Origin of the sequence: Pseudomonas lini (assembly GCF_964063345.1) — a bacterium.
Taxonomy (GTDB): domain Bacteria; phylum Pseudomonadota; class Gammaproteobacteria; order Pseudomonadales; family Pseudomonadaceae; genus Aquipseudomonas; species Aquipseudomonas lini_B.
In genome coordinates, this window is sequence record NZ_OZ061318.1 from 3,361,291 (window position 1) to 3,386,961 (window position 25,671).

Consider the following 25,671-nt stretch of genomic DNA (forward strand, 5'->3'; position numbering starts at 1 on the left):
ATCGGAGCCCCCATGTCCTGGAACAATCGTGTGGTCTGGTCGGAAGGCATGTTCATTGGAACGCAGCACTTCCAGCAGCATGACCGTTACCTGGAGAACCTCATCGATGCCCGGAGCCGTCCGCTGTCGGCCGGCGCCTGGGGTTTCTCCGAATTGCTGATCGACCAGGGTCTGCTGGCCCAGGGCAAACTGGCGATCATCTCGGCGCGGGGCCTGTTGCCGGACGGCACGCCATTCAACATTCCGCAGGATGACCTGGCGCCGAGCCCGCTGAATGTCGATGACAACCTGCGCGATGGTTTGGTGTACCTGGCTTTGCCGCTCAAGCGCGCCGGTGCGCGAGACACCGTCGACGAAGGCGAAACCCTGGGCGCTGCGCGCTACGTGAGCCAGGTGCGCGAAGTACGGGACGACAACGCGCCGTTCGAAAACCAGGCGCCGGTGGCCGTGGGTTCGAGGGCGCTGCGATTATTGGTCGCCCAGGATGGCATCAGCGACTACGCCGCCATCGGCCTGGTGCGTATCAAGGAGAAACGCGCCGACCGCGCCCTGGTGCTCGACGACTCTTATATCCCGCCGCTGCTGGACGTGGTCGCCTCCAAACCCCTGGCCGCGTTTCGTAGCGAACTGTTGGGCCTGCTGCATCAGCGCGGCGAAGCTCTCGCCGGACGGGTGGTGGCATCCGGTGCCGGCGGTGCCTCGGAAATTGCCGATTTCATGCTGCTGCAACTGGTCAACCGTGCCCAGCCGCTGATCCAGCACTTGAGCCAGTTGAGCCCGTTGCACCCGGAGCGGTTCTACAGCGAGCTGGTGAGTCTGGCCGGCGAGTTCTCGACCTTTACCGCTTCCGGGCGGCGACCCCAGGAATACCCGCAATACCAGCACGATGACTTGGCGCTGAGTTTCGCGCCGGTGATGCAGGCGCTGCGTGAGGCGCTATCGATGCTGATCGACAGTAAGGCCACGCCGATTCCAATCGTCGAAAAAGCCTACGGCGTCCATGTGGCGATGCTGGCCGACAAGTCCCTGCTCGACAGCGCCAGCTTCATCCTGGTGGTGCGCGCCGACGTGCCCGCCGAAACCCTGCGCAGCCACTTCGGCCAACAGAGCAAGGTCGGCTCGGTGGAGCACATCCGCAATCTGGTCAATCTGCAATTACCGGGCATTGGCCTGCTGCCGCTGCCGGTGGCGCCACGGCAAATCCCGTATCACGCCGGCTCCACTTATTACGAACTGGACCGGGGCAGCGAGCATTGGCAGCAACTGGCCAACTCCGGCGGTTTTGCGTTCTACATCGCGGGGCAATTCCCGGGGCTGAACCTGGCTTTCTGGGCGATCCGAGGATAAACCGCAATGAGCAACGACGATCGTACCCAATTCATGCCGACACCCGGTGGCCGTGGTGCCGACCCGGTCCGCCCGGAGGCAGGTCGCGCCCAGGCCGCGCCACTTTCGATGCCGGCCGCGCCGCTTTTGATCGGCACGGCCGAAGGTCTCAACCCCCTGGAGGGCGCCGCTGGCCCGTTGCTGGCTTTGCTGACTCGCTTGCGCAACACCATTGCCCACCCGGCGCCAGCAAGCTTGCGGGCGCAATTACTGGCCTACCTGCGCCAGTTCGAGGAGCGCGCCGAGGCTGCCGGCGTGTTGCGCAACGATGTGTTGCTGGCCCGTTACGCCTTGTGCACCGCCCTGGATGAAGCGGTGTTGAGTACGCCGTGGGGGGGAGCAAGCGATTGGGGCAAACAGAGCCTGCTGATCACCGTGCACAACGAAGCCTGGGGCGGCGAGAAGGTGTTCCAGCTGTTGGAACATTGCCTGCAAAGCCCCCGCGAACGTTTGTATCTGCTGGAGCTGTTGTACCTGTGCATGTGCCTGGGTTTCGAAGGGCGTTATCGGGTCATGAACGACGGTCGCAGCCAACTGGAAGCCTTGCGTGAACGCACCAGTGCGGTTATCCGCAGTGCCCGTGGCGATTATGAGCGTGAACTGTCGCCCCATTGGCGTGGCGTCAGCGTGGCCCGCGACCGGCTGGCGCAATTCATGCCGCCATGGATCGCCGTGGCCATCGGCGTGGCGTTGCTGCTGGCACTGCTGTTTGGCCTGCGCTTGAAACTGGCCGCCGATGCCGAGCCGGTGTTTAAAAATATCCATGCGCTGGGTGAGATCCCGGTGCAGGCCATCGACCGTCCGGTGGTGCAACCGAAACTGATCGAGCGTCCGCGCCTGGCGGGCTTTCTTGCCGATGAAATCAAGGCCGGGCGGATAGCGGTGGAAGACGCCGTTGACCGTTCAGTGGTGACCATCCGTGGCGATGAACTGTTCGCTTCGGGCAGCGCCAGCATCGTCGACAATTTTCAGCCGCTGATGCTGCGCATCGCCGATGCCGTTCGCAAGGTCAAGGGCCAGGTCCGGGTGACCGGCCACAGCGACAATCGCCCGATTGCCACTTTGCGGTTTCCATCGAATTGGGCCTTGTCCGAGGCGCGGGCCACTTCGGTGCTGCAAATCCTTTCGGCCAAAACCGGCCAGCCGGAACGCTTCAGCGCCGAAGGCCGCAGCGACACCGAACCGTTGGCCTCGAACGCGACAACAGAGGGCCGCGCACGCAACCGTCGGGTCGAAATTACAGTGTTGGCGGAGGGGGTCGAGTGAAGGCGTTTTTCAGTTTTATCATCCGCTGGGTCATTCCATTGCTGGGGTTGATCGCCCTGAGCCTGATCATCTGGTTTGTCGGGCCGCTGCTCGAGTTCCTGGTGCCCGAAGGCCGGCGCTGGGCGCTGATCATTCTGGTGTTCGCGGTGTGGATCGCCTATCGGGTGTTTCGCATCATCCAGGCTCGCCGTCAGGCCGCCGAAGTGATGCGCAGCCTGGCGGCGCAAACCCCGCCGGACCCTACCAGTATCGCGACGGCAGAAGAACTCGAAACCCTGCGCCAGCGCATGGACGAAGCCTTGGCGCTGTTGAAGAAAGCCAAGCTGGGCGGTGACGAGCGTCGTAACCTGTACGAACTCCCGTGGTACGTGATCATCGGCCCGCCGGGTTCGGGCAAGACCACGGCGCTGGTCAATTCCGGGCTGCATTTTCCGTTGGCGGCGCAGTTGGGCGCCGGGGCGGTCCGTGGCGTCGGTGGCACGCGCAATTGCGATTGGTGGTTTACCGATCAGGCCGTGCTGCTCGACACCGCCGGGCGCTACACCACCCAGGACAGCGACGCGACGGTCGATAAAGCCGCGTGGCTGGGTTTTCTCGGCCTGTTGAAAAAACAGCGGGCCCGGCGTCCGATCGACGGCGCGTTTATCGCCATCAGCCTCTCCGACCTGCTGCTGGGCAGCGACGCCGAGCGAGCCGCCCATGCCGCCGCGATCCGCCTGCGTATCCAGGAGCTGTACACGCAACTCGGTGTGCGCTTTCCGATCTACCTGATGCTGACCAAGCTCGATCTGGTGCCAGGGTTCATGGAGTATTTCGATACCCTGAGCAAGGAAGAACGGGCCCAAGTCTGGGGTATGACCTTTGCCCTGGACGACGGCAAAAACAATGACAGCCCACTGGCCCATCTGCAAAGCGAATTCACCGGCCTGGAACAGCGCCTCAACGATCGTTTGGTGGAGCGTTTGCAACAGGAACGCGACCCGGCGCGACGCGATCTGATCTACGGCTTCCCGCAACAGTTCGGCGCGTTGAAGGATTGCCTGCAAAGCTTCCTTGAGGGCGTGTTCAAACCCAACGCCTTTGAAGAGCGGGTGCTGTTGCGCGGGGTGTATTTCACCAGCGGCACCCAGGAAGGCAGCCCGATTGACCGACTGATCGGCTCCATGGCCCAGAGCATGAACCTGGACCGCCAGCACCTGGCGCGCCAGAACGGCACCGGGCGCAGTTACTTCATCGAAAAACTCTTCAGCGCCGTGGCTTTTGCCGAGCGTGGGCTGGTGGGGGTCAACCCGAAAGTCGAACGTCGGCGCAAGTGGATTGCCCGGGGCGTGCTGGCCTCGACCGTGGCTCTGGTGCTGGTGGTCGGGACCTTGTGGTGGGTCAGCTACCGTGCCAACCATGCGTATATCGCGCAAGTCGATCAGAAGGTCGCGCCCCTGGGCCAGGCCGTGCAGAACCTCAGCCCGGCACAACGGGAGGTGCTGGCGGTATTGCCCTTGCTCAACGCGGTAAAGCACTTGGCCGACGACGCGCCGAGCTGGGCCGAAGGCCTGGGCCTGTATCAGGGCGACATGCTTGAAGCCGAGTCTGGCAGCGTCTATCGCAAGCTGTTGATCGCGGTCTTCGCGCCACGCTTGCTCACGCGCATCGAAGAGCAACTGCACGGCGGCGGCAATTCGGACTTCCTTTACGAAGGCTTGAAGGCCTACCTGATGCTCGCCGACAGCGAGCATTACGATGCCGACTTCATCAAGGCGTGGATCGCCCTGGATTGGGATCGCAGCCTGCCGCGCGACTTGCCGGCAGAGCAGCGCGCAGCCCTCGGGGAGCATTTGCAGGCACTGTTCGAGCGCCATCCGCCCACCGCACGTCTGGACCCGCGCCTGATCGACGACCTGCGCCGACAGTTGCAGCAGCTGCCGGTGGCCCAGCGCGTCTATGACCGGGTCAAGCGGCAGAAACTGCCGGACGGCATCCCGGACTTTCGGATCAACGAGGCGGCCGGGCGTGATGCCGCGCTGGTGTTCAGCCGCAAGAGCGGCAAGCCGCTGGGCGAACCCTTGAGTGGTTTCTTCACCGCCAAGGGTTACCGCCAAGGGTTTTTGCTCACCAGCCTGAGCCAGACCGGTACCTTGGCCGAGGAGCAGTGGGTGCTCGGTCGCGACCAGGCAGAACAACAGAACGTCGCCAGTCTGGCCGCCGACGTGCGCCGTCTGTATTTCCAGGATTACCAGCGCCAGTGGGATGCCTTGTTGGCTGATATCGACTTTGTGCCGATCACCAGCGTGGCCCAGGCCGCCGATGTGCTGCGGGTGATTTCCGGCCCGACCTCGCCGTTGAAAAAACTGCTGGTAGCAGTGGCGAAGGAAACCGACCTGCAACAGGAAGAACGTCTGCTGGCCGCCAAGGGCGCACCGGTGGAGGGCGGGGTCGACAAGCTCAAGGAGCGCTTGGGCACCTTGCTCGGCCAGGAGCAGGCGACACAAAACACCCCGGATGCCAGTGAAGATCCCATCACCGCGCATTTTGCCGAACTCAACAGCATCGTCAGCAAAAACGAAGGCGAGCCGGCGGCTATCGACGGTCTGCTGGCCGACATGAACGCCCTGTATGTGCAGGTCAGCGCCATGGTCGGCGCCAGCGGCGACGCCTTGCTCGGCGAAGCCAAGAACCAGGCCGCAGCGGCCGCGACACGGGTCAGCCTTAACGCTGAACGTCAGCCGCCGCTGGTGCAGGGCCTGGTCAAGTCGGTGGTCAACTCCACCACCAACAGCATGATGGGCGGGGTACGCAATCAACTGAACGCGGCCTGGACCAGCGAAGTGGTGAACATCTATCGCCAGTCCCTGGCCGGGCGTTACCCGATGTCGCCGGGCAGTGCGCGGGACGCAACCCTGGACGACTTCGGCCAGTTCTTCGGCGTGGGCGGGGTGATGGATAACTACTTCCGCAAATACCTGCAGCCGTACGTGGATACCTCGACCCAGGCCTGGCGCTGGCAACCGGGTGCCGCACAGAAGCTCGGCATCGCCCCGGGCGTGCTGCAAACCTTCCAGCGGGCAGCGACCATCCGGGATGCGTTTTTCCGTTCCGGCGGCACCCAGCCGATGGTGCGCTTCGAACTCAAGCCCGTGGCGATGGACGCCACCATCACCCAGTTTTTGCTCGACCTCGATGGCCAGCAATTGAGCTATGACCACGGTCCGAGCCGCCCCACCTCCATGCAATGGCCCAACCCCGGCAGCATCGGCGTGGTGCGGATTTCGATCATGCCGCCTTCAGCCAGCGGTCGTTCGGGCATCACCCTGGACGGGCCTTGGGCCTGGTTCCGTCTGCTGGAGCAATCAGACCTGACCGCCGGCAACTCGCCGGACCGCTTCAACCTGCGGCTGCGGGTCGATGGCGCCAGCGTCTCTTATGAGCTGCGGGCCAACAGCGCCTTCAACCCGTTCAAGAGTCGTGTGCTCAACGGTTTCAGCCTGCCGGAGCGGTTATGAGCACCCCGGGCTTCTATGGAAAGCTGGCCAGTCGCGGGGACTTTGTCAGCCGTGGCTTGCCGAAGAGTTTTATCGACCCCTGGGATTCGTGGCTCGCGGCTGGCCTGCTCGCCAGCCAGACGAGCCTCGGCGAGCGTTGGCTGGACGCCTATCTGGTCAGTCCCTTGTGGCGCTTCATGGTCGCGCCTGGCGTGTGCGGGCCGGACGCTGCGGTCGGCGTGGTGATGCCGAGCATCGATCGGGTTGGCCGGTATTTTCCGCTGACCGTCGCGGTGCTGCTGGACCCGGATGCGGACCCGGCATCGGTGGTCGGCGGAGCGGATGATTGGTTTGAGCGGGTGGAGAACCTGTTGCTGAGTACGCTGAACGTGGAGGCCAGTTTCGAAGCCTTCGGCGCGCAGCTGGAGACCTTGGGCAGCCCGATGTATCTCCCACGCACCCCGAGCAGCCGATTCGCCAGCCTGCATCGCTTCGATGGCAGCGACCCGCAACGGCGGATGTATGCGCTCGCCGAGTCGGCCTGCGAAGGCGCAAGCCTGTGGTGGGGTCAGGGTTCGGAGCGCATCGCGCCCGGTTTGTTGCGGTGCCAGGGATTGCCGGCCGCCGCTGATTTTGCGCAATTTTTGCTCGGCCAAGAAGGTGTTGTGTAGATGTGTCCAAGCCTTGGAAAGACGTTCAAGTCTGCAAGCAAGAGCCATGTCGGCATGGTCCGCCAGGTTAACGAAGATGCCTGCCTGGACCGGCCGGAAAACGGCCTGTGGGTGGTCGCCGATGGCATGGGTGGGCACGCGGCGGGCGACTACGTCAGCAGTCTGATCGTCGACAGTCTGCGTAGCATTGCCGTGGGCCGCTCGCTGGATGAATACGTCGCGGCGCTGAAAACCGACCTGCTGCGGGTCAACGCCGCCGTGCGTGAAGAAACCGCCAACCGCGGCGTGACCATGATGGGCAGCACGGTGGTGGTGCTGGCGGCGCGCGACTTGCGCGGGGTGTGCCTGTGGGCGGGTGACAGCCGCTTGTATCGCCTGCGTGACGGCCTGCTCGAAAGCATCTCGCGGGACCACAGTTACGTTCAGGATCTGCAGGACAGTGGCCTGCTCAGCGAAGCCGAAGCCCGGGTGCATCCGCGGTCCAATATTGTCACCCGCGCCATCGGGGTCCAGGCACAGCTGGAGCTGGCGAAGGTCGAGTTGCTGTTGAAGCCCGGCGACAGCTACCTGTTGTGCAGCGACGGGCTGACCAAGACCGTCGAGGACCATGAAATCGCCGAGGTGCTGGGCCACGACGACCCCGGGGAAATCGCCAGCAGCCTGGTGTCCCTGGGCCTGATGCGCGGCGCTCCGGACAACATCACCGTCATCGTCGTGAAGGTGCCTTCATGAACCCCACCCTGAACATTCTGATCCCGGGCTACGACATCGGCGATGAGATCGGCGAAGGCGCCATGGCCAGCGTTTACCTGGCGACCCAGCGCTCGCTGGAACGCAAGGTGGCATTGAAGGTCATGGCCGCCGCGCTGGCGGCCGACCCGAGTTTCTGCGAGCGTTTCCTGCGCGAAGGCAAAACCCTGGCGCGCCTGTCTCACCCGCATACGGTCACCATCCATGACATCGGCCATGTCGGTGAGCTGTATTACATGGCCATGGAATTCCTGCCCAACGGCACGCTCAAGGAGCGCATCGCCGCCGGCCTGACGCCGGAGCAGGGCCTGATCTATATCCGTCAGATCGCCTCGGCCCTGGGCTACGCCCATGGGTTGGGGCTGGTTCATCGCGATGTCAAACCGGCGAACATTCTGTTCCGTGCCGATGGCACGGCAGTGCTCTCGGACTTCGGCATCGCCAAGTCCATGGATGACCGCACCCAGTTCACCCAGGCCGGTTTCGCCGTCGGTACGCCCAGCTACATGAGCCCGGAACAGGCGCGCGGCCAGGATATTGATGGCCGGGCCGACCTTTATGCCTTGGGCGTGGTGCTCTACGAAATCCTCGTCGGCAAACTGCCGTATACCGGCAATGACGCGCTCTCCACGGCCCTGGCGCATTTGACCGAACCGTTGCCGGAGTTGCCGGTGCACCACGGTCGCTATCAAGAAGTGCTGCGCAAGTTGTTGGCCAAGGATCCGGCCGAGCGTTTTCCGGATGCAGCGGCGCTGTTGCAGGCGCTGGATAATCTGCCTCGGGAGTCGGTTGAAGCGACCACCATCCGGCCATTGCCCATTCCGGTATCGCCGATTGCGGTGAGCAATGACCTGGCGGGACTGACGCCGGTGTCCATCGATATACCGACCGGCCCCGCGCAGCCACAACCTCGATCCAAGCCTATACACAAGCCTGTTCCGCCGACTGTGAAGCCGACGCCGTCGTCCACGGTCTCGGAACAGCGAAAGGGGCCGGTGTTTGCACTCGCCGCCGTCGCGGTGGCCGTGGCGCTGGCCTTGGGCGGCGCGGGTTATTGGTGGCTGTCCGGTGACGTCGAAGCCGACGCCAAGGTGCCGGTGGTTTCAGCACCGCCGGCCAGTGCGCCGCCGACCGTGGCGCCACCCGTAAAGCCCCCCGTGGCAACGGAGGTCGATGGCGGTCAGCGGCCGCTGCTGATGGCCGGCAAAAAAACCTTGTTCCAGCGAGTGCTCAGCAAGCCGGGGGCGAAACTCGCCAGCGACCCGGGGGGCACGCCCGACAAGGCCTTGCCGGCGTTTTCGGTGCTTTACGTCTATCAGCGCAAAGAGGTTGATGGCAGCGCGTGGTTGCGTGTCGGCGCCGCCACCGACGGGCGCAGTGACGGCTGGTTGCCGGCCGCTCAAGTCAGCGACTGGAAGCAAAGCCTGGTACTTAAATTCACCGAACGCTCCGGCCGTGCGCCGGTGATGTTCCTGCGTCAGCCCGGCGACGTGGAGAAGCTGCTGGCCGATCCGTCGGCAGCCAAAAACCTGCTGCTCAAGGCCCAGCAGAATCGCGAAGACAACCAGCAGGTACTGGCCCTGGAACCGGCTGCGAGCGCGGTGCCGCAAAACCAGTTTTACCTGTTGCCGATTTTCGATTCGCGCGAGAGTTTCGATGAAAACGGCCAGTCGGTGCAGTTGCTGAACGTGGCGTCCATCGACCCCGGTGATGCTCCGAAGGCCGCTGCCAACAACACGCCAATTACTACCGCTAACGCCGACGCGTTCCGCACCGCCGTGGTATTGGTCGTTGACACCACGGTGTCCATGCAGCCCTACATCGATCAGGTTCGCGACGTCGTACACCAACTGCAAACCCGCATCGCCGAGCGGGGCGAGCAGGACAGTGTCAACTTCGGCCTGGTGGGGTTTCGCAGCAGCACGCAGAAAACCCCGGGCCTGGAATACGTCGCCAAAACCTTGATCACCCTGGAACAGGGCCGCGACCCACAGCGCTTCATGGACCTGGCACGGCAGGTCAAGGCGTCCACGGTCTCCAGCCATTCGTTCAACGAAGATGCGTTTGCCGGTGTGATGGAAGCGGTCGAGGGCATGGACTGGTCCGGCTATGGCGGGCGCTTGATCCTGTTGGTCACCGATGCCGGTGCCTTGCGCAAGAACGACCCGTATGCCGCCACGCAAATGAACGAAGCCGAAGTGCGCCAAGCCGCGCTGGGCAAGCAGATCAAGATCTACGCCTTGCACCTGCTCAGCGATGCCGGCAAGAAAACCCATGGCGGTGCGCAAAGCCAATATCGCACCCTGACCGCCGACGCCAACCCGCAGATCGGCGACCTGTACATTCCGGTGCCGGGCGCCGATGTGCGCAAGTTCGGTGAGCGGGTGGACGAGATCGGTTCGGTGTTTGCCGACCTGGTGCATCAGGTGCGTGGCAACAAACCGCAAACCGTGCCGCTGCTGAGCGCCGCGCCGAGCCTGACTGACAAATCGGCGGCCGTCGGTTACGCGATGCACATGGATTTTCTGGGGCGTAAAGCCGCCAGCCAGGCGCCGCAACTGGTCAGCGCCTGGACCGCCGACCGCGACCTGACCAACCCGGCGCTGCCGGCGTTCCAGGTGTGCGTGATGCTGACCAAGTTGCAGCTCAACGACTTGCAGCAATCGCTGAAACTGATCGTTGATGCCGCCCGCAAGACCCAGACCTCGCCGAAGAATTTCTTCCAGGAAATCGCCAGCGCCAGTGCCTACATGAGCCGCGATCCTTCGGCCTTGCGCAAGGGTGGCAACCTGGCCGATGGCGGGGTTCTGGGTGAGTACCTGGAGGGGCTGCCTTACCGCAGCAAGTCGCTGAACATGACCCAGGATTTGTGGCTTTCGCTGAGCGTGGCCGAGCAGGAGGACTTTATCGACGAGCTGGATTCGAAGATCCGCCTCTACGAAACCTTCCATAACGACTTGGCTAACTGGGTGCGTTTCGGCGATGCCGAACCGGGTGATGCCTTGTACCGCGTTCCGTTGTCGACGCTGCCGTGATGCTGAACATGAGCGCAGTGCACAAACACCGGGGCGTCGGCAGCCAGCGTTACAGCCTGGTGATTCCACGGCTGCAACTGCATGCCGGTGAACAATTGGCGGTGGTCGGTCCCAGTGGCTGCGGCAAAAGCACGTTGCTCGATTTGCTGGCGCTGGTGCTGGCTCCGGACCAGGCCGGGCAGTTTGATTTTGCGCTCGGCCAAACCAGAACGGACATTACCGGGCTGTGGCGCGCAGAGGCGCAAAGTGCCTTGGCGGACCTGCGCCGCCGGCACTTGGGCTACGTGCTGCAAACCGGTGGCCTGCTGGATTTTCTGGACGTGCGCGGCAACATCGACCTGTCGCGCAAACTGCTCGGCTTGAAAGACGACGGCAGTGTGGATCGCTTGGCCGGGGCATTGGATATCACCGATCAATTGGGCAAAAAACCGGGTGACTTGTCTGTCGGCCAACGGCAGCGGGTGAGTTGCGCTCGCGCCCTGGCCCATGGACCGAATCTGCTGCTGGCCGATGAACCGACCGCCGCCCTCGATCCGCTGAATGCGGAGCGCGTGATGCAGTTGCTGGTGACCCAGGCCCGCGAACATGGCGTGTGCTGCGTCGTCGCCACCCACGACGAGTCACTGGCCCGCGCCAGCGGTTTGCAGGTGCGGCGCATCAGTTGTCATCGCGACATCGATGGCGGTGTCACCGCCGTTCTCGGGGAGGCCTGCTGATGCGCAGCGCGCTGGTGGCTTCCCTGGCCTGGCAGGATTACCGCAACGATGCGTGGCTGTCGGCTTGTTCGGTACTGGCGCTAGTGGCGGTGGTCGCACCGCTGCTGGTGCTGTTCGGCTTGAAATTCGGCCTGGTCAGCAGCTTGACCGAGCGCCTGGAAAACGACCCGGCCACGCGGGAAATCATTCCCTTGGGTGGCGGTCGGTTCAGTGCCGCGTTTATCGAACAATTGAGCCAGCGCAGCGACGTGGCTTTCGCCTTGCCGCGCACCCGGCAGATTGCTGCGACGGCGGAGCTGACCACTGGCGCTTCGACGGTGACCGTCGAAATGATCCCCACTGCCGCCAACGACCCCTTGCTCGGCAGTCTGCCGGTGCCCCAAGGGCTGGATCAGGTGCTGCTCAGCCAGACCGCCGCTGAAAAGCTCGGGGCCAAGGCCGGTGATTGGCTGGAAGCCAGTTTCGGTCGGCAGGTGGCTGGTCGTGGCGAGGCACAGCGCACTCGCGTCCAGGTGCTGCACGTTCTGCCGCTGGAAGCCTTCGCACGGGACGGATTGTTCGCCTCATTGACGTTACTGGAAGCGGCTGAAGATTACCGGGATGGTCGCGCCGTGCCAGCGTTCGGTTGGCCAGGTGATGCGGTAGGCGTGACGGAGCAGCGGGTGTATCCGGCGTTTCGCCTGTATGCCCGCAACCTCAAGGATGTCGAGCCGCTGCGTCAGTACTTCGCTGCACAGAATCTGCTGGTCTCGACCCAGGCCCAGACCATCGCCCAGGTGCAATCGCTGAGCCGCAACCTGTCGATCGTGTTCTGGATCATCGCCGGGTTGGCCTTGGCGGGAGCGTTCGCGGCGATTTTTGCTGGTGCGTTGGCGGCAGTCGAGCGCAAGCGCCGAGAGTTGTCGGTGTTGCGCCTGCTGGGGTTTTCCACGGCGGCATTGCTGTTGTTTGTGGTGGTGCAGGCGCTGTACAGCGCCGGCCTTGCTGCCCTGTTGAGTGCCGGGCTGTATGGCCTGGCGCAATCGGGTCTGAACCATTTATTTGCGCAGATGCCGGGTGAGTACGCCAGCCATCTGCTGGCGCGTCACTACGCGTTGGCCCTGGCGGCCGTGCTCGGCGTCAGCGCCGTGGCGGCAGTCTGTGGTGGCTGGCGAGTAGCGCGTATCCAGGCGTTTGAAGGAATCCGAGATGTATAAGTTACTGGGCGCCGCTGTGGCGCTGAGCCTGGCCAGCATGGTCTGGGCTGATGAAAGCACCGACAAACTGGACAACCCCAAGCCGCTGCCCGATGACATCAGCCTGCCGCTGCCGTGCGAAGGGCAAATGGTGTTCCGTTACGTCTACATCCTGGCGCAGGGCACTCTGGACGACCGCGAGATCAGTCTCGGCTATCCATTCAGTGAGGGCGAGGCCGGTTATCAACAGTCGTTCATCTCCGGTTACCGCCGGGACTTTATCAACGGCCAGTTCACCCTCAAGGATCTGCCCAAGGATTGGGGCAAGACCATCACGCCGTTGATGCCCAAGACGGACGCCAAGACCCCGCTCAAACCGATGCTCTATTTCATCGGCAAATACGAAGTCACCGCCCGTCAATACGCCCAGGTCATGGCCCAGGCGCAATCGTTGGCCAGCGGCGAGCCGGCGCCGGCCTGCGAGGCATTGCAAGCCGAGGCGCCGCAAGGCATGGCCGGGCGTTTGCCCAAGGTGAAATTGTCGCGCTTCGAGGCCGAACGCTTCTCGGCGGTGTATAGCGCCTGGCTGATGAAATACCACAAGGACCTGCTACCGGTGAGCGGTCGTGGTACCTCGGCGGAAGAGGGCGGGCTGGGTTTTGTGCGTTTGCCGACCGAGGTCGAGTGGGAATTTGCTGCCCGTGGCGGGCAGGCCATTAGCCGTCAGGACCTGGAAGGGCGTCTGTTTCCCCGGCGTCTGGAAGGCAGCGAAAGCGATGGGCCCCTGGCGGACTGGGCAGTCTTCAATCAGGTCGCCGGCGGCACCGGCCAGGCAGCGCGCCTGATGCCGATCGGTACCAAACTGCCAAACCCCATCGGCCTGTTCGACGTGATCGGCAACGCCGCCGAGATGGTCCAGGAGTCCTTCCAGCTTGTGCATTCCGGACGCCGCCAAGGCACCTATGGCGGCTTCGTGGTCAAGGGCGGTAACTATCTGGAAGGCGAGGGCACCTTGTTTACCGGGATGCGTCGCGAGTACCCGCTGTTCGCCGCCGACGGCACCGAGCAAAGCAACGAAACTACCGGGTTCCGGGTCGCGATTGGCGCGTTGTCGGCGCCACGTTCGCGCTACAAGGAGCTGTTTGCCCAATGGCAGAAAGAAGGTCGGCTGGCTTCGCTGACCGATGCCATCGACGACGCCCAGGACCCGACCAAACGCCTGGACAGCATCATTGCCGCCAGCGTCGACCCGCGCCTGCAAGCCGAGTTGGGGCTGGTCAACGAAGAGCTCAAGCGCAACGTCTCGCTCATCGCCCAGCAGCGTGAAGAAGCGGCCGGCAACCTGATCCAGTCGGCGGCCCTGGTGGCCGAGACCATCAACAACTACAACATTCGCCTGACCAATTTGCAGAAGAGTCGCCAACAGGCCGTGGACGCCAGGGACGAGGCCAGCGCCAAGCTGTTCGCTACCGCCATCGACAATGGCCGCAGCGCGCTGGACGGCGCGGTGGCGATCTATATCGACAACCTGGCGACTGGCACGCGCTACACCGATGCCGTGATCCAGGCGCAATTTCAACGCATCAAGGAAGAGTTGGAGCGCAAGCCGGTACTGGGCAAGAGCCTGGTAACGCGCGCAACGTTATTCGTTCGCCATGTCGGTGATTATCGTCAGCAACGACGAGCCGACCCAGCGGCGATATTGAAGGAATTGCTCGCATCGAACGCTCAGCGGTCTTGATCATTCGTTGTACAGCGAGCTTGGAAGGGACTCAGGCGGCGGTGGGCCGTGCTGAGCTGGTCAAACTTAAAAGAGAACACAACTATGCTTTCCTCCCGTAAACCTTTTGCTTCGCTTTCCAAGCGTCACTTGCTGCTGATGGCCGTCGGCTTCAGCACCGTACTGACCGGTTGCGCGACATCGCCGACCTCCAAGGTCGCCTCGAGCACCAAGGTCGAGTACTACCCCAACTGCTACGAGCCGGTGCAACACCTGCGCGCCACTGATTCGAACATGACCAAGTCGGTCGTCACTGGCGCGGCCGTCGGCGCTGTCGGCGGTGCACTGCTGGGCGCCCTGACCGACTCCGAGAACCGTGGCCGCAACGCCGCCATCGGTGCAGCGGGTGGTGCCGTGGCGGGCGGCGCGGCCGGTTACTACACCGAGCGCCAGAAGCAGATCGCCGATGACAACCAGCGCATCGCGTCCTACGCCTCCGACGTCAACAAAAGTGCCGCCGACATCGACCGCAGCACCGCGTACGCCAAGACTTCGCAGCAGTGCTACCAGAACGCGTTCACCAAACTGGTCGCCGACCGCAAGGCCAAGACCGTCAACGACACCGAAGGCCGCAAGCGCCTGGCAGAAATCGTCGCTGGCCTCAAAGAGTCCAACGACCTGATCGTCGCGGTTAACGGTAAAGCCAGCGAAGACCTGAACAACTACACCCAGGCCTATGAAAAAGACCTGCAGCAAGTAGGCGTGCAGCGCACTGACGTAGTCACTGTGGCAACCGCCGATACCACGCCGGTCGTGGCGCCGACCAAGAGCAAAAAAGCGGTGAAGCCGGCGAAAAAACCGGTGCTGCCAACCGTACCGAAAGAAGCGGTCAGCACCGAGAAAACCCTGCAGACCGCCAAGGTCAAACAGGATGAAAGCAAGCAGGTCGCCAGCGCCGGCACCACTCAGGTCAACAGCATGTGCAAGAACGCGGACCTGGGCGACTGGGCACCGGTGCCTTGCCCGAATGCTTGATTGAGTTTCTGTAGGTCTTGATCACTCCCACGCTCTGCGTGGGGGTGATCTGTACTGGCTACACCTTGGCGCCATGCGCCGCCCTCTCCTGCGCTTGCAAATGATCAAGCGCTCGCTACACCGGCAACTGCAGGTCATCCGCCATTCTGCTGCACGCTAATGTGCGTGATCTCCCGGGCAGGTTCGGGAATCTCCTGCTTGTCCAGCCCCGTTGCTTGCGAATAAAGCGAGTCGGTGCCACCGCCGTTCGGCGGGTATCTGACGGTTTTCGTACAAATCCCTAAGATTTCTCCCACTCGTGCCGACAGACTGATGAGACATGCGTGCACCAAAGTAGAGCGGCTCCAGAAGGCCGTCTGCGCTGTTACATGGAATGTTGCAATCCGGAACGCATCCCCACTTTTTGCATAAGAAGTCCCATGAAATGAATCTCAAGTTCAGCCATAAAATTCTGCTGGCCGCTTCAGGCGTCGTGGTGCTGGCTTTTGCGTTGTTCACTTTGTACAACGACTATCTGCAGCGAAACACCATTCGGCAAAATATTGAATCTTCCGTTGAGCAAGCGGGCGACCTGACCGCCAGCAGCGTGCAGAACTGGATGAGTGGCCGCGTGCTGGTCCTGGAAAACCTCGCGCAGAACGTCGCTCATCAAGGCGCCAATGCCGATCTGCCGGGGTTGGTCGACCAACCTGCCCTCACCTCGAACTTCCAGTTCACCTACGTCGGGCAGGCCAATGGTGTGTTCACCCAGCGCCCTGACGCGAAGATGCCGGACGGCTACGATCCGCGTCAGCGCCCTTGGTACAAACAAGCCGTGGTCGCCGACAAGACCATGCTGACCCCGCCTTACATGGCATCGGTCGGCGGGTTGGTGGTGACCATCGCCATGCCGGTGAAAAAGAACGGCGAGCTGCTGGGCGTCGTCGGCGGCGACCTGAGTCTGGAAACCCTGGTGAAGATCATCAACTCGGTGGACTTCGGTGGCATCGGTCATGCGTTCCTCGTCAGCGCCGACGGTCAGGTGATCGTCAGCCCGGACAAGGATCAGGTGATGAAGAACCTGAAAGACATCTACCCGGGTTCCAGTGTGCGCATCGAGAAAGGCATCCAGGAAGTAGAGCTGAACAAGCAGGACCGCATCCTCTCATTCGCTCCGGTGAGTGGTTTGCCGAATGCCGAGTGGTATGTCGGTCTGTCGATCGACAAGGCCAAGGCCTACGCACCACTGAGCCAGTTCCGCACCTCGGCGCTGATCGCGATGTTTATTGCCGTGACTGCCATCGCGGTGCTGCTTAGCCTGCTGATCAGCGTGCTGATGCGTCCGCTGACCACAATGGGCCGTGCAATGCAGGACATCGCTCAGGGCGAGGGTGACCTGACCCGTCGTCTGGTCGTAGAAAGCAAAGACGAGTTCGGCGAATTGGGCGGCTCCTTCAACCAATTCGTGGAGCGGATTCACGCGTCGATTTCCGAAGTGTCCTCGGCGACCCGTCAGGTTCATGACCTGTCGCAACGGGTAATGGCATCGTCCAACGCCTCGATCCTCGGCTCCGATGAACAAAGCGCCCGCACCAACAGTGTGGCCGCGGCGATCAACCAATTGGGCGCCGCCACCCAGGAAATCGCCCGCAACGCCGCCGATGCTTCGCAACACGCCAGCGGCGCGAGCGAGCAGGCCGATGACGGCCGTCAGGTGGTGGAAAAAACCATCCTGGCCATGACTGAGCTGTCGCAAAAAATCAGCCTGTCCTGCACGCAGATCGAAACCCTGAACGCGAGCACCGACAACATTGGCCACATTCTCGATGTGATCAAAGGTATCTCCCAGCAGACCAACTTGCTGGCGCTCAACGCGGCCATCGAAGCGGCACGTGCCGGTGAGGCCGGTCGTGGTTTTGCGGTGGTGGCGGACGAGGTGCGCAACCTGGCTCATCGCACCCAGGAATCGGCGGAAGAGATTCACAAGATGATCAGCTCGCTGCAGATCGGTTCTCGCGAAGCGGTAACCACCATGAACGCCAGTCAGGTTTCCAGCGAACAGAGCGTCGAAGTGGCGAACCAGGCCGGCCTGCGACTGGTCAGCGTGACCCAGCGCATCGGCGAAATCGACGGCATGAACCAGTCGGTGGCCGCAGCGACCGAAGAGCAGACTGCAGTGGTGGAAACCCTCAACGTCGACGTCAACCAGATCAACCTGCTGAACCAGCAGAGCGTGGCCAACCTCAATGAAACATTGAAGGATTGCGATGCACTGTCCCAGCAGGCCAATCGGTTGAAGCAGTTGGTTGATAGTTTCAAGATCTGATTGAGGTCAGTTCTACCGCGTTATCGTTCAATCGCGGGCAAGCCCGCTCCCACAGGGGATGTGTGTACGACACAAACCATGTGGGAGCGGGCTTGCCCGCGATAGCGGTAGATCAGTCACCGCTGAACCGAAGCCTTACACAAACAGCTTCAACACATTCCCCATCGCATCATCGGCAAACCCCTGAACAAACGCCTTGAACCCCGGCAGTGCCTCGGCACCGCCCTGGGCCGGTTCGGCGATGATGGTCCAAGTCGCCCGCGAATTGCTCGCCCCCAAGGACTCAACACTCATCGCCGCCCACAAATTGGCCACGCCCAGCGTGTTGTAGATCGTCGTCCAGGTCATGTTCAGCGCCAGGTCATCCCGGGAGTTGAGTTGCTCGACCACCAGGTTGCCGTCCTTGAAGAATTTCTTGCGCAGCGACGACACGCCTTCGCCCGTCATCTCGATGTGCGACAGCGCCGGAATGAATTGGTCGAAGCCGGCAAAATTACCGACCACCGCCCAGACTTGCGTTGCATCGGCCGGTACTTCCACCGAAGAAGTTACGTGGCAGCCGTGAGGGTTTTTGATCAGGGTATCGGGTTGCAGAGTCTTCATGGTTTTGCTCCGTGCAGGGGTAGGGTGAATCAGATGAAATTGATTTCTTTGAGGTAGTCGCAGCCGCGCCGCAGCAGCGCCGGGGATTTTTCCGGGTAGTGCGCGCCCATCTGCCGGACGCCGGCCTGGGCGTTGTCGTGGCCGATCATCGAGATGTCGCCGATGTCTTCTTCGAAGCCGTTGAGGTAGAAGCCCAGCACGCCAAACAGTGCGTTATCGCTGTCGACGCGGCCCAGTTGCTGCTGCCAGTCGGCGACGCTGACCATGGCGAACTCCCGACCGGCCTCGCGAAATGACGCCACGTAGCAATCCCAGCTCAGCGGCTCGGGGTTGTGCAGGTTGAACACCGCTTTTTCGGCCTGGTAACGGCTGGCGTGGAAGGCGATGAAACGGGCGAGGAAATCCACCGGCATCAGGTCGAAGTTCAACGCGAATTCCGGCACCTGGCCGAGCTGGATCGACCCCTTGAGCATCAGCATCAAGCGATTCTTGTGGGGTTGGCAGACACCGGTGAGGCTGTTGAAACTGATGTTGCCGGGGCGATAAAGATTGACCCGCACCCCACGCTCGCGAGCCCGTTCGAGGATCCGCTCGCCGACCCATTTCGACAGGTTGTAGCCGTTCTTGATGTAGATCGGCGGTGTCTGCGCGGCGGGCAATTCCAGGACCCGGCCATCGTCGGAAATCGTGCTGGACGCCGAGAGCGTCGAGACGAAGTTGAAGATCTTCTTGCTGCGCCCTTCACACAAACGCAGGCACTCGAAAATCGGCTCGACGTTATCCCGCGCCAACGACTCATAATCGAGGACGTGATTGACGTTGGCGGCGTTGTGCACCAATGCGCCGAACTCGCGATCCAGCCGTGCGTAAACATCTTCGCTGAGCCCCAGTTGCGGACGAGTGATGTCCGCCGCGTAAACCCGCACCCGGCTCAAGTCCAGATGCTCCAACCGGTTTTCCCGCAACGCATCAGCGAAGCGTTGCGCCGCCGATTGCCCGCCGCCATCGCGCACCAGGCACGCTACTTCGCTGGCGCCCCAGGCCAGCAGCGCTTCGACGATATGAACACCGACAAAACTGTTGGCGCCGGTGATGATCACCTTGTGTACATCGCCCATTCGGCTGACCGGCAGCGGCTCGATATCCAGTTCACGGAAGGCATCGGCCAGGGCTTTTTCGCTTAGCACTTCCTCGGTCCCGGAGCCGCGCACCAAGGTCGCCAGCTTCGCAATCGTCGGCAGTTCGATGAAGCGGTTGATCGAGATGCTGCGGCCGAACTCCTCACGCAAACGCAGCAACATGCGTGACAGCAAGATCGAGTGCCCGCCGAGATTGAAGAAACTTTCGTCGGTGGAAATGTCGCTGGCGGGCAGCTCCAGCAGCTCGGCCCAGATATTCAGTAGCAGCGCTTCATCGGCGCTGGCAGGCAAACGCCGCTGGTTGTTTTCGGTCACGTTGACGGGCAGTTCCAACAGCGCTTTGCGGTCGACCTTGCCGTTGCTGGCGAACGGCATTCTCGCCAGTTCGGTCCATACGGTCGGCTGCATATAGTCCGGCAGAAACTGCATCGCGTGAGCTTTCAAGGCTTCGCGAGCAGCACCGGGTCGCTCTTCCTGAGGCTGCGCGAGAAAGGCCAGAATCCGTCGATGACGGTCGATGACCACCGCCACCTGACGGTACAGCTGACTGTCGCGCAGGCAGCGTTCGATCTCTTCCGGCTCGACCCGAAAGCCGCGAATCTTCACCTGATTGTCTCGCCGTCCGCACAGCTCGATACCGTCACAGGTCCACTTGGCCATGTCGCCGGAGCGGTAGGGGCGCAAGCTCTGGCCGTTTGGCAGGCTCAGGTTCAGATAACGTTCGGCAGTCTGCTGCGGGTTGTTCAGGTAACCCAGACATACCCCCGGGCCGACGATGTACAACTCACCGACGGTGTGCTCGGCCACCGGTTGAAAGTCCTCATCGAGGATCAGCACCTGACTGTTGGCAATCGGTGCGCCGAGTGTCCGGTTGTTGTCGCCGGGGCGCAGTTGCCGCGCGGTGATCAGCACCGTGGCTTCGGTCGGGCCGTAGAGGTTGTAGAGATTGCCTTGGCGGGTCAGTTGCTCGATCACGTAGGGTTCGCAAACATCGCCACCGGTCATCACATGATCGAGGACCTGCAACTGATCCAGCGGCAGGATGCTCAACAGCGCCGGTGGCAAAAAGGCATGGCTGAGTCGTTGGTGGCGGATCAGCTCGACCAGTTGCAACGGGTCGCGACGTTGATCCTCGTTGGGCACGATCAGCTCGGCGCCCTGAAGCAGGGTCGGGAAAATATCGATCAGCGATGAGTCGAAACTCAACGATGAAAACTGCAATACCCGGCTCTGTTCGGTCAGCTGCACGTAGTCGGCGTACCACGCGGTGAAGTGCGCGAGGTTGGCCTGGCTGAGCAACACACCTTTGGGGTGCCCCGTGGTGCCCGAGGTATAGAGCGCCATGCACGGCGCGTCGAGATCAGGTCGTTGGCGCATCAAGGGTTGATCGAGATTCACATCGCCGATGTCGATGCCGCTGATGTCCAGCCCCGGCATCGTCTCGCTGAGCGGATGTTCTCCGTCGTGCAGCAACAACACCGCCCCGGCGTTTTCCAGAATGTATTGCTGACGTTGCAGCGGATGGCTTGGCTCCAGCGGCAGGTACACCGCGCCGCTGCCCAGGATAGCCAGAATCCCCGCATACAACGCGCTGCATTTTGGCAGACAGATCCCGACCACCAACGGTCCTTGATGTTGATCGAGCAACGGCTGCAAACGCTGCTGGATGGCGCGGCTGTGGGCGTGCAATTGCCGATAGCTCAGCGACGTACCGGCGATGTTCAGCGCCGGCCGCTCGGCAGACTGGATGAGGCGCTGTTCAAGCCGCTCGATCATCGGGATCTGACTCAGTTGAAGCAGCCAGGGTTGCGCCGTGGTGTTGAGCCGATGGACGAAGGCCAGGTGCTCTAAAAACAGCAGGTTTTCCACCTGCTCGAAGTGCGCGGGAGCCATCGGTTCTGCCTGCAGGAAATACTCGGCATCCCGGGAGAAGCGGCTAACCAGCAGTGCCACGTGATCGACCAGATCGGCCACCGCTCGCAGGCGCAATGCCTGGCCGTTACCGGACAGTTCTTCGGCGACTGGCACGCGACTTAACTGCATCGAGTTGTACGTGCACAGCAGGTCCAATGCCGGCAGGCCTGAGGCGCCCGGCACGCCGATACCCAGCTGCAGCGTCAGGCGCGGTGCATCGCCGAAGTCCTGAAATGGCAGGCTCGCATCGTCAATCAGCAAATCAAACGTGCTTGGCGCCAACTTCTCCAGATTCGCCAGCCGCGCCAGTGAATGACCGTGTTGTTCGAGTTCCAGCGCCAGGTCGCTCAGGGCCTGGCTTTGCCCTATGAGCAAAATATCGAGACGTCTCATGATGTTCTCCTCGTTAAACCAGGTAGTCGCTCAGGGCGTTTTGCACGCACGGTGAATCGAGCAGCGAACTGCTGCGAAAAAACCGCACGATGTTGGCGACCAGCGGGTGATGGCGATTGATCGGGAAGGCCAGCCCCGACACTTCGCTCTTGAGTGCCCGACGCGCCACATCGTTGATCTGCAAGGCGTCGATCAGGCGGAAGTCGAAGGACTTCTGGATGTCGTTGGTCAGGTAATGGCCGATGAACACCGGGAGAATTTGCGCGATGCACTGACGGTCGCCTTCGCTCGCGGTGTGCCAATAGATGCGCACCAACCGCGCCCAGAACCCGGAGTGACGGCCCTCGTCGAGCAAGTGGTCGGCCATCAGGCCCTTGATCGATTGCTTGACCGTGTCGTCCTTGGCGAACGCCGCGACATCGCCGGTCACGGTGTTCTCGGCGATGGCCACGCAGATCAGCTCCACGGCGCTGCGCAGGTGTTCCGGTGCGAGGGCCACGGCTGCCGGGATGGCACGGCTCAGTTCGATTTCATCCGGCAACTCGATCGGCGCGATGCCGGTCATGGCGACGGTTTGCTGCATGAAATCCATGGCCACCAACGCGTGGTAATCCTCGTCCACCACCACGGTCATGGCGTCGTAGCGACAGGCGAACGGGAACGCCACGCTGAAGCGGTTTTTGGCGATGCTGCGGGCGGTCTTGTCGACGATCTCGGTTTCGAAAATCACCACGTCGTTGATGAATTTGTAGAGTGTTTGCACCAAGGCGAAATCCCGTTGTTCCGGGCATTCGCGCAGGAAGGTTTCACTCAGCACCAACGGCTGACGGCTCAACGGATAGATCAGTTTGTCGTCGTTCTCCAGTACGCGCCGGGGGCGGGTGCGAATGGTCGCGCGGCTCTCCCAGGCATCGGCGAAGGATTGGTAGTCGGCGGCGTTCATGCGTTCACCTCTGCAACGGGTTCGCTCATGCTCAGGCGCAAACCGTCCCACAGGGCAATTCGGCTTTCCACAGCGGCAATGGCGCTGGCGTAGACGTCTTCTTCACGCTGCGGATCGCCATCGACCAGGCGGGCGAGGAGTTTTTCTGCCGCCGGGCCGTGGTCTTCTGAGTCGACCTCGATGTGCCGCTCCAGGTAGTAACGGAAGATCGGCGCCTGTTCGATGCCGATACCCCAATCGTCGAGAATCCGCTGAAACATCTGCGGAATTACACTCTCGCGGCCATGCAGAAACGCCGCCGCCACACTGTGCCCCGGTGCATGCATCGCGGTGTGCAAGGTGTGGCGCACGAACTGCGCAGCCGCCGGGTCGACGTCCACGCTTTGCAGTGCCACGTCATAGCTCACGCCTTCTTTTTGCAGCGCCACGAAGCGTTCGACGGCGGCCGTGCTGGCACCGACTTCGCGCATCGCATCCAGGTACAACTCGAAATGGCTGTAGTGACCTTGGGCCGGACGATCATCGGACTCTTCACCGAGCACGATCTCGTTGATCAACCGCGCGGCCTGAGGATCTCGCGGGGGCAGCCAGGGCAGTTGAACGCAGGTCAGTTCCTGTTGCAGGCGCTTGGTCAGCGACATGAAATCCCACACCGCAAACACATGGGTTTCCATAAAGCGTTGAAGGACCGATAACGAATGTATTTCAGAGAAGATCGGGTGCGCACTAAGTTCTGCTTTCTTCTGGTTAAGACGATCTTTAGTCGGTTTCATGAGCGAGCCTATAAGTGATCTGGAATACCGTTGAGGGGGGTGTTGATCAATAAGTGACGGTTGCTTTAAGTTTCTTATTGGCGAACAGGGGCCTCAATTGAATTGATGTTTTTCAGGTGCGTAATCACTAAGTGGTACGTGGCGCCAAGTGTTCATGGGCAGCGGAGAAAAACTAATACACGAATAAAGTTCCGGGCAAGTTATTTTTTAATTAATTTAAAGTTTAACTTTCTCGAGTGCGACAAGTCCCAATAAGACTTTTGTATTAAGTTTTATTTGGGCGTAGTTGCTCCTTTCGACTTATATAGGCCAAAATTTAAATAAAGAGTGAATGCCTCACTCAAAGCAACTTTCTACTGGGTTCGTTGATGTGATCTGAGGGGGTGGAAGTTGGCTGGGAGTGACGCCGGTTCTTCCTTTCCCGTGGCAAGACTCCTTCCGTAGGTTCTTGGTGCGTCGACTGCTTCGCGGGTGCGATGCGTCGTCCGTCATTATTTGTTGGCTGCCCAAGAGTGAGCGTAATTCACGGCAGTCGCTATCACCCCCTGCATGATCTGATAGGTGCAATTGTCGGGCTTGAAGATGGCGGGGGCTTTGGGGAACAGGCATGAAGTCGCTGCACACCGGTCTGAGGTGCGAACGAAAGGCGGATTTGTAAGCAGATTTGTTCGTCGAGTAATCCAGGTGCGGATCAGCTCAATGTCGCGACAAGCGAAAGCGAGCCGCTCAATGGGCTCGCTCGGGGCTGTCGCTGCGGGTTTACTTCGAGGTTTTCCGGCGCTGCGGCTCAGCGCTTTCGAGGTAGCGCGTGATGACTTCGACACCCCGGTTGAGGTGGTTTTCGAGCAATGTCACCGCTCGCTCGACGTCCCGCTCTTCGGCGGCTCGCAATAATGCTCGGTGATCTTCCTGGGAGAGTTTGCCCAGGCCCATGGCTTCCAGATTGAAACGCAAGAAGCGCTCCTCTTCGTTCAACCCGTCCTCGACGAGTCTCAGCAGCCGCTGGTTGGGGGCTTTGTGGTAAAGCGCCATGTGGAACAGGCGATTGAGCCGGCCGATCTCGGTGTAGTCGTGTTCCGTTTCCAACTCGTCGATATAGCGCGCTGCCTGTTCGAAATCGGCGGCTTCAAGCAAGGGGATCGACCGACGCAGGGCTTCGGACTCCAGCAAAATTCGCAGCTCATAGGTTTCTGCCGCATCGCCCTGGACCAACGGTGCAACCACCGCGCCTTTATGGGCGACCACGTTGAGCAGCGCTTGCGCTTCGAGCTGGCGCAAGGCTTCGCGCACCGGCATGCGGCTGACGCCGAACAGGTCGGCGAGGTCTTGCTGGCGCAGAGCGATGCCGCAAGGAATGCGACCGTCGAGAATCGCCGCGCGCAGGGTTTCTTCGATCACCGAGCGCGCCAGATGGGCGGGAATCGGCCCGTTGACCTTGATGCTGCTGAGAGGGTTGGGCTTCTGTGTCACAACAAACGCACCCTGATCAAATGAAAGGTTTGGATCCAAATGGACACTAGTGACTGCCTGACGGGTTGTCAAACGGGCAAAGGATCGCACTACCCTAAAGTCTAGCGTGCTGGCAGTGATCTCACCGTGCCATTGTTTTTTATCGGGCTAACCTGCACCATCGACCGACTTCCACCTGCCTACCCTGGATGCCTCGCATTGGCGGTACGTTTCGCGATCCCTCGGACTTTGCGCTGGCTAGGCTGCGCGCTGCTGCTGGCCGGCATCATGCTGGGCGGGCTGCATGCCGACTGGGATTTTTCGCTGATCAGCCGCCGCGCGCAGGCATTGTACGGGCCTTTGGGTGAAGGGCAGCAGCGCATCGATGCCTGGCAGCAATTGCTGGCCACGCAGAAGCAGATTGGCGAGCTGGAACAGCTCAACGTGGTTAACCGGTTCTTCAACAAGCAGATGCGCTACGAAGAAGACATCGACCTGTGGCACGAGGTCGATTATTGGGAAACGCCGATCGAAGCCTTGTGGAAAGGCGCCGGCGACTGCGAAGACTACGCTATCGCCAAGTATTTCAGCCTGCGCCATCTCGGTGTCTCCAGTGACAAGCTGCGCATCACCTACGTCAAGGCTTTGCGCCTGAACCGCGCGCACATGGTGCTGACTTACTACTCGAGCCCCGAGGCCATGCCTTTGGTGCTCGACAGCCTGATCGACGCGATCAAGCCTGCCAGCCAGCGAACCGATTTGCTGCCGGTCTACTCTTTTAATGCCGAAGGGTTATGGTTGCCGGGTGCCAAAGGCAACAAAAAGGTTGGAGACACCAAACGCCTGTCCCGCTGGCAGGATGTGTTGAAGAAAATGCAGGCCGAAGGTTTCCCGGTCGAGACGACTAACTAGGAGCACGCGC

General features: G+C 61.6%; 17 protein-coding genes. 12 read left to right on the forward strand and 5 right to left on the reverse strand.

The genetic code is table 11. The features are described from left to right. The first annotated feature begins 12 nt into the window (after positions 1-12). The 11 genes from tssK (at position 13) to AB3226_RS15400 (ending at position 17,535) form a co-directional block, all read left to right on the forward strand. Positions 13-1,347, forward strand: a complete 1,335-nt coding sequence (gene tssK, locus AB3226_RS15350; protein WP_367373648.1) for a type VI secretion system baseplate subunit TssK — start codon at positions 13-15, stop codon at positions 1,345-1,347. Positions 1,348-1,353: 6 nt separating this feature from the next. After that, positions 1,354-2,652, forward strand: a complete 1,299-nt coding sequence (locus tag AB3226_RS15355) for a DotU family type VI secretion system protein (RefSeq protein ID WP_367373649.1) — start codon at positions 1,354-1,356, stop codon at positions 2,650-2,652. Next, positions 2,649-6,149: a type VI secretion system membrane subunit TssM gene (gene tssM / locus AB3226_RS15360; protein ID WP_367373650.1), complete on the forward strand. Its 3,501-nt coding sequence runs from the start codon at positions 2,649-2,651 to the stop codon at positions 6,147-6,149. Before AB3226_RS15355 ends, tssM begins: the two co-directional genes overlap by 4 nt. Beyond that, positions 6,146-6,799 (forward strand): type VI secretion system-associated protein TagF, encoded by a 654-nt coding sequence (gene tagF, locus AB3226_RS15365; RefSeq protein WP_367373651.1) that lies wholly within the window; start codon positions 6,146-6,148, stop codon positions 6,797-6,799. The genes tssM and tagF overlap by 4 nt, the downstream gene beginning before the upstream one ends. After that, complete coding sequence (locus tag AB3226_RS15370; protein ID WP_367373652.1) at positions 6,800-7,531, forward strand: PP2C family serine/threonine-protein phosphatase; 732 nt, start codon at positions 6,800-6,802, stop codon at positions 7,529-7,531. After that, complete coding sequence (locus tag AB3226_RS15375; protein ID WP_367373653.1) at positions 7,528-10,584, forward strand: serine/threonine-protein kinase; 3,057 nt, start codon at positions 7,528-7,530, stop codon at positions 10,582-10,584. Before AB3226_RS15370 ends, AB3226_RS15375 begins: the two co-directional genes overlap by 4 nt. Beyond that, on the forward strand, positions 10,584-11,300 hold the full coding sequence (locus AB3226_RS15380) for an ABC transporter ATP-binding protein (protein WP_367373654.1): 717 nt from the start codon (positions 10,584-10,586) through the stop codon (positions 11,298-11,300). The genes AB3226_RS15375 and AB3226_RS15380 overlap by 1 nt, the downstream gene beginning before the upstream one ends. Then, a complete protein-coding gene (locus AB3226_RS15385; RefSeq protein ID WP_367373655.1) occupies positions 11,300-12,496 on the forward strand; it encodes an ABC transporter permease in 1,197 nt (398 codons plus the stop codon). The genes AB3226_RS15380 and AB3226_RS15385 overlap by 1 nt, the downstream gene beginning before the upstream one ends. After that, on the forward strand, positions 12,489-14,216 hold the full coding sequence (locus tag AB3226_RS15390; RefSeq protein WP_367373656.1) for a formylglycine-generating enzyme family protein: 1,728 nt from the start codon (positions 12,489-12,491) through the stop codon (positions 14,214-14,216). Before AB3226_RS15385 ends, AB3226_RS15390 begins: the two co-directional genes overlap by 8 nt. Before the next feature lie 84 nt (positions 14,217-14,300). Next, the gene (tagQ, locus tag AB3226_RS15395; protein ID WP_367373657.1) at positions 14,301-15,230 is read left to right on the forward strand and encodes a type VI secretion system-associated lipoprotein TagQ; all 930 of its coding nucleotides are present in this window, start codon (positions 14,301-14,303) and stop codon (positions 15,228-15,230) included. Between the two features lie 424 nt (positions 15,231-15,654). Further along, a complete protein-coding gene (locus AB3226_RS15400) occupies positions 15,655-17,535 on the forward strand; it encodes a methyl-accepting chemotaxis protein (protein WP_367373658.1) in 1,881 nt (626 codons plus the stop codon). 135 nt (positions 17,536-17,670) lie between these two features. Here AB3226_RS15400 and AB3226_RS15405 read toward each other — a convergent pair whose 3' ends face one another. The 5 genes from AB3226_RS15405 to AB3226_RS15425 all read right to left on the reverse strand — a co-directional run bounded on the left by AB3226_RS15405 (position 17,671) and on the right by AB3226_RS15425 (position 24,770). Further along, entirely contained in the window at positions 17,671-18,138 is a 468-nt protein-coding gene (locus AB3226_RS15405; RefSeq protein WP_367373659.1) for an SRPBCC family protein, read from the reverse strand. 29 nt (positions 18,139-18,167) lie between these two features. Beyond that, positions 18,168-21,584 carry an amino acid adenylation domain-containing protein gene (locus AB3226_RS15410; RefSeq protein ID WP_367373660.1) on the reverse strand — a complete coding sequence of 1,139 codons (3,417 nt, stop codon included), beginning with the start codon at positions 21,582-21,584 and terminating at the stop codon, positions 18,168-18,170. Between the two features lie 13 nt (positions 21,585-21,597). Further along, positions 21,598-22,527 carry a diiron oxygenase gene (locus tag AB3226_RS15415; protein WP_367373661.1) on the reverse strand — a complete coding sequence of 310 codons (930 nt, stop codon included), beginning with the start codon at positions 22,525-22,527 and terminating at the stop codon, positions 21,598-21,600. Then, a complete protein-coding gene (locus tag AB3226_RS15420; RefSeq protein ID WP_367373662.1) occupies positions 22,524-23,300 on the reverse strand; it encodes a DUF3050 domain-containing protein in 777 nt (258 codons plus the stop codon). The genes AB3226_RS15415 and AB3226_RS15420 overlap by 4 nt, the downstream gene beginning before the upstream one ends. A 759-nt stretch (positions 23,301-24,059) precedes the next feature. Further along, on the reverse strand, positions 24,060-24,770 hold the full coding sequence (locus AB3226_RS15425; protein WP_367373663.1) for a GntR family transcriptional regulator: 711 nt from the start codon (positions 24,768-24,770) through the stop codon (positions 24,060-24,062). Positions 24,771-24,968: 198 nt separating this feature from the next. Between AB3226_RS15425 and lapG the strand changes: the two genes are divergently transcribed. After that, on the forward strand, positions 24,969-25,661 hold the full coding sequence (gene lapG, locus AB3226_RS15430; protein ID WP_367373664.1) for a cysteine protease LapG: 693 nt from the start codon (positions 24,969-24,971) through the stop codon (positions 25,659-25,661). Positions 25,662-25,671: the final 10 nt, after the last annotated feature.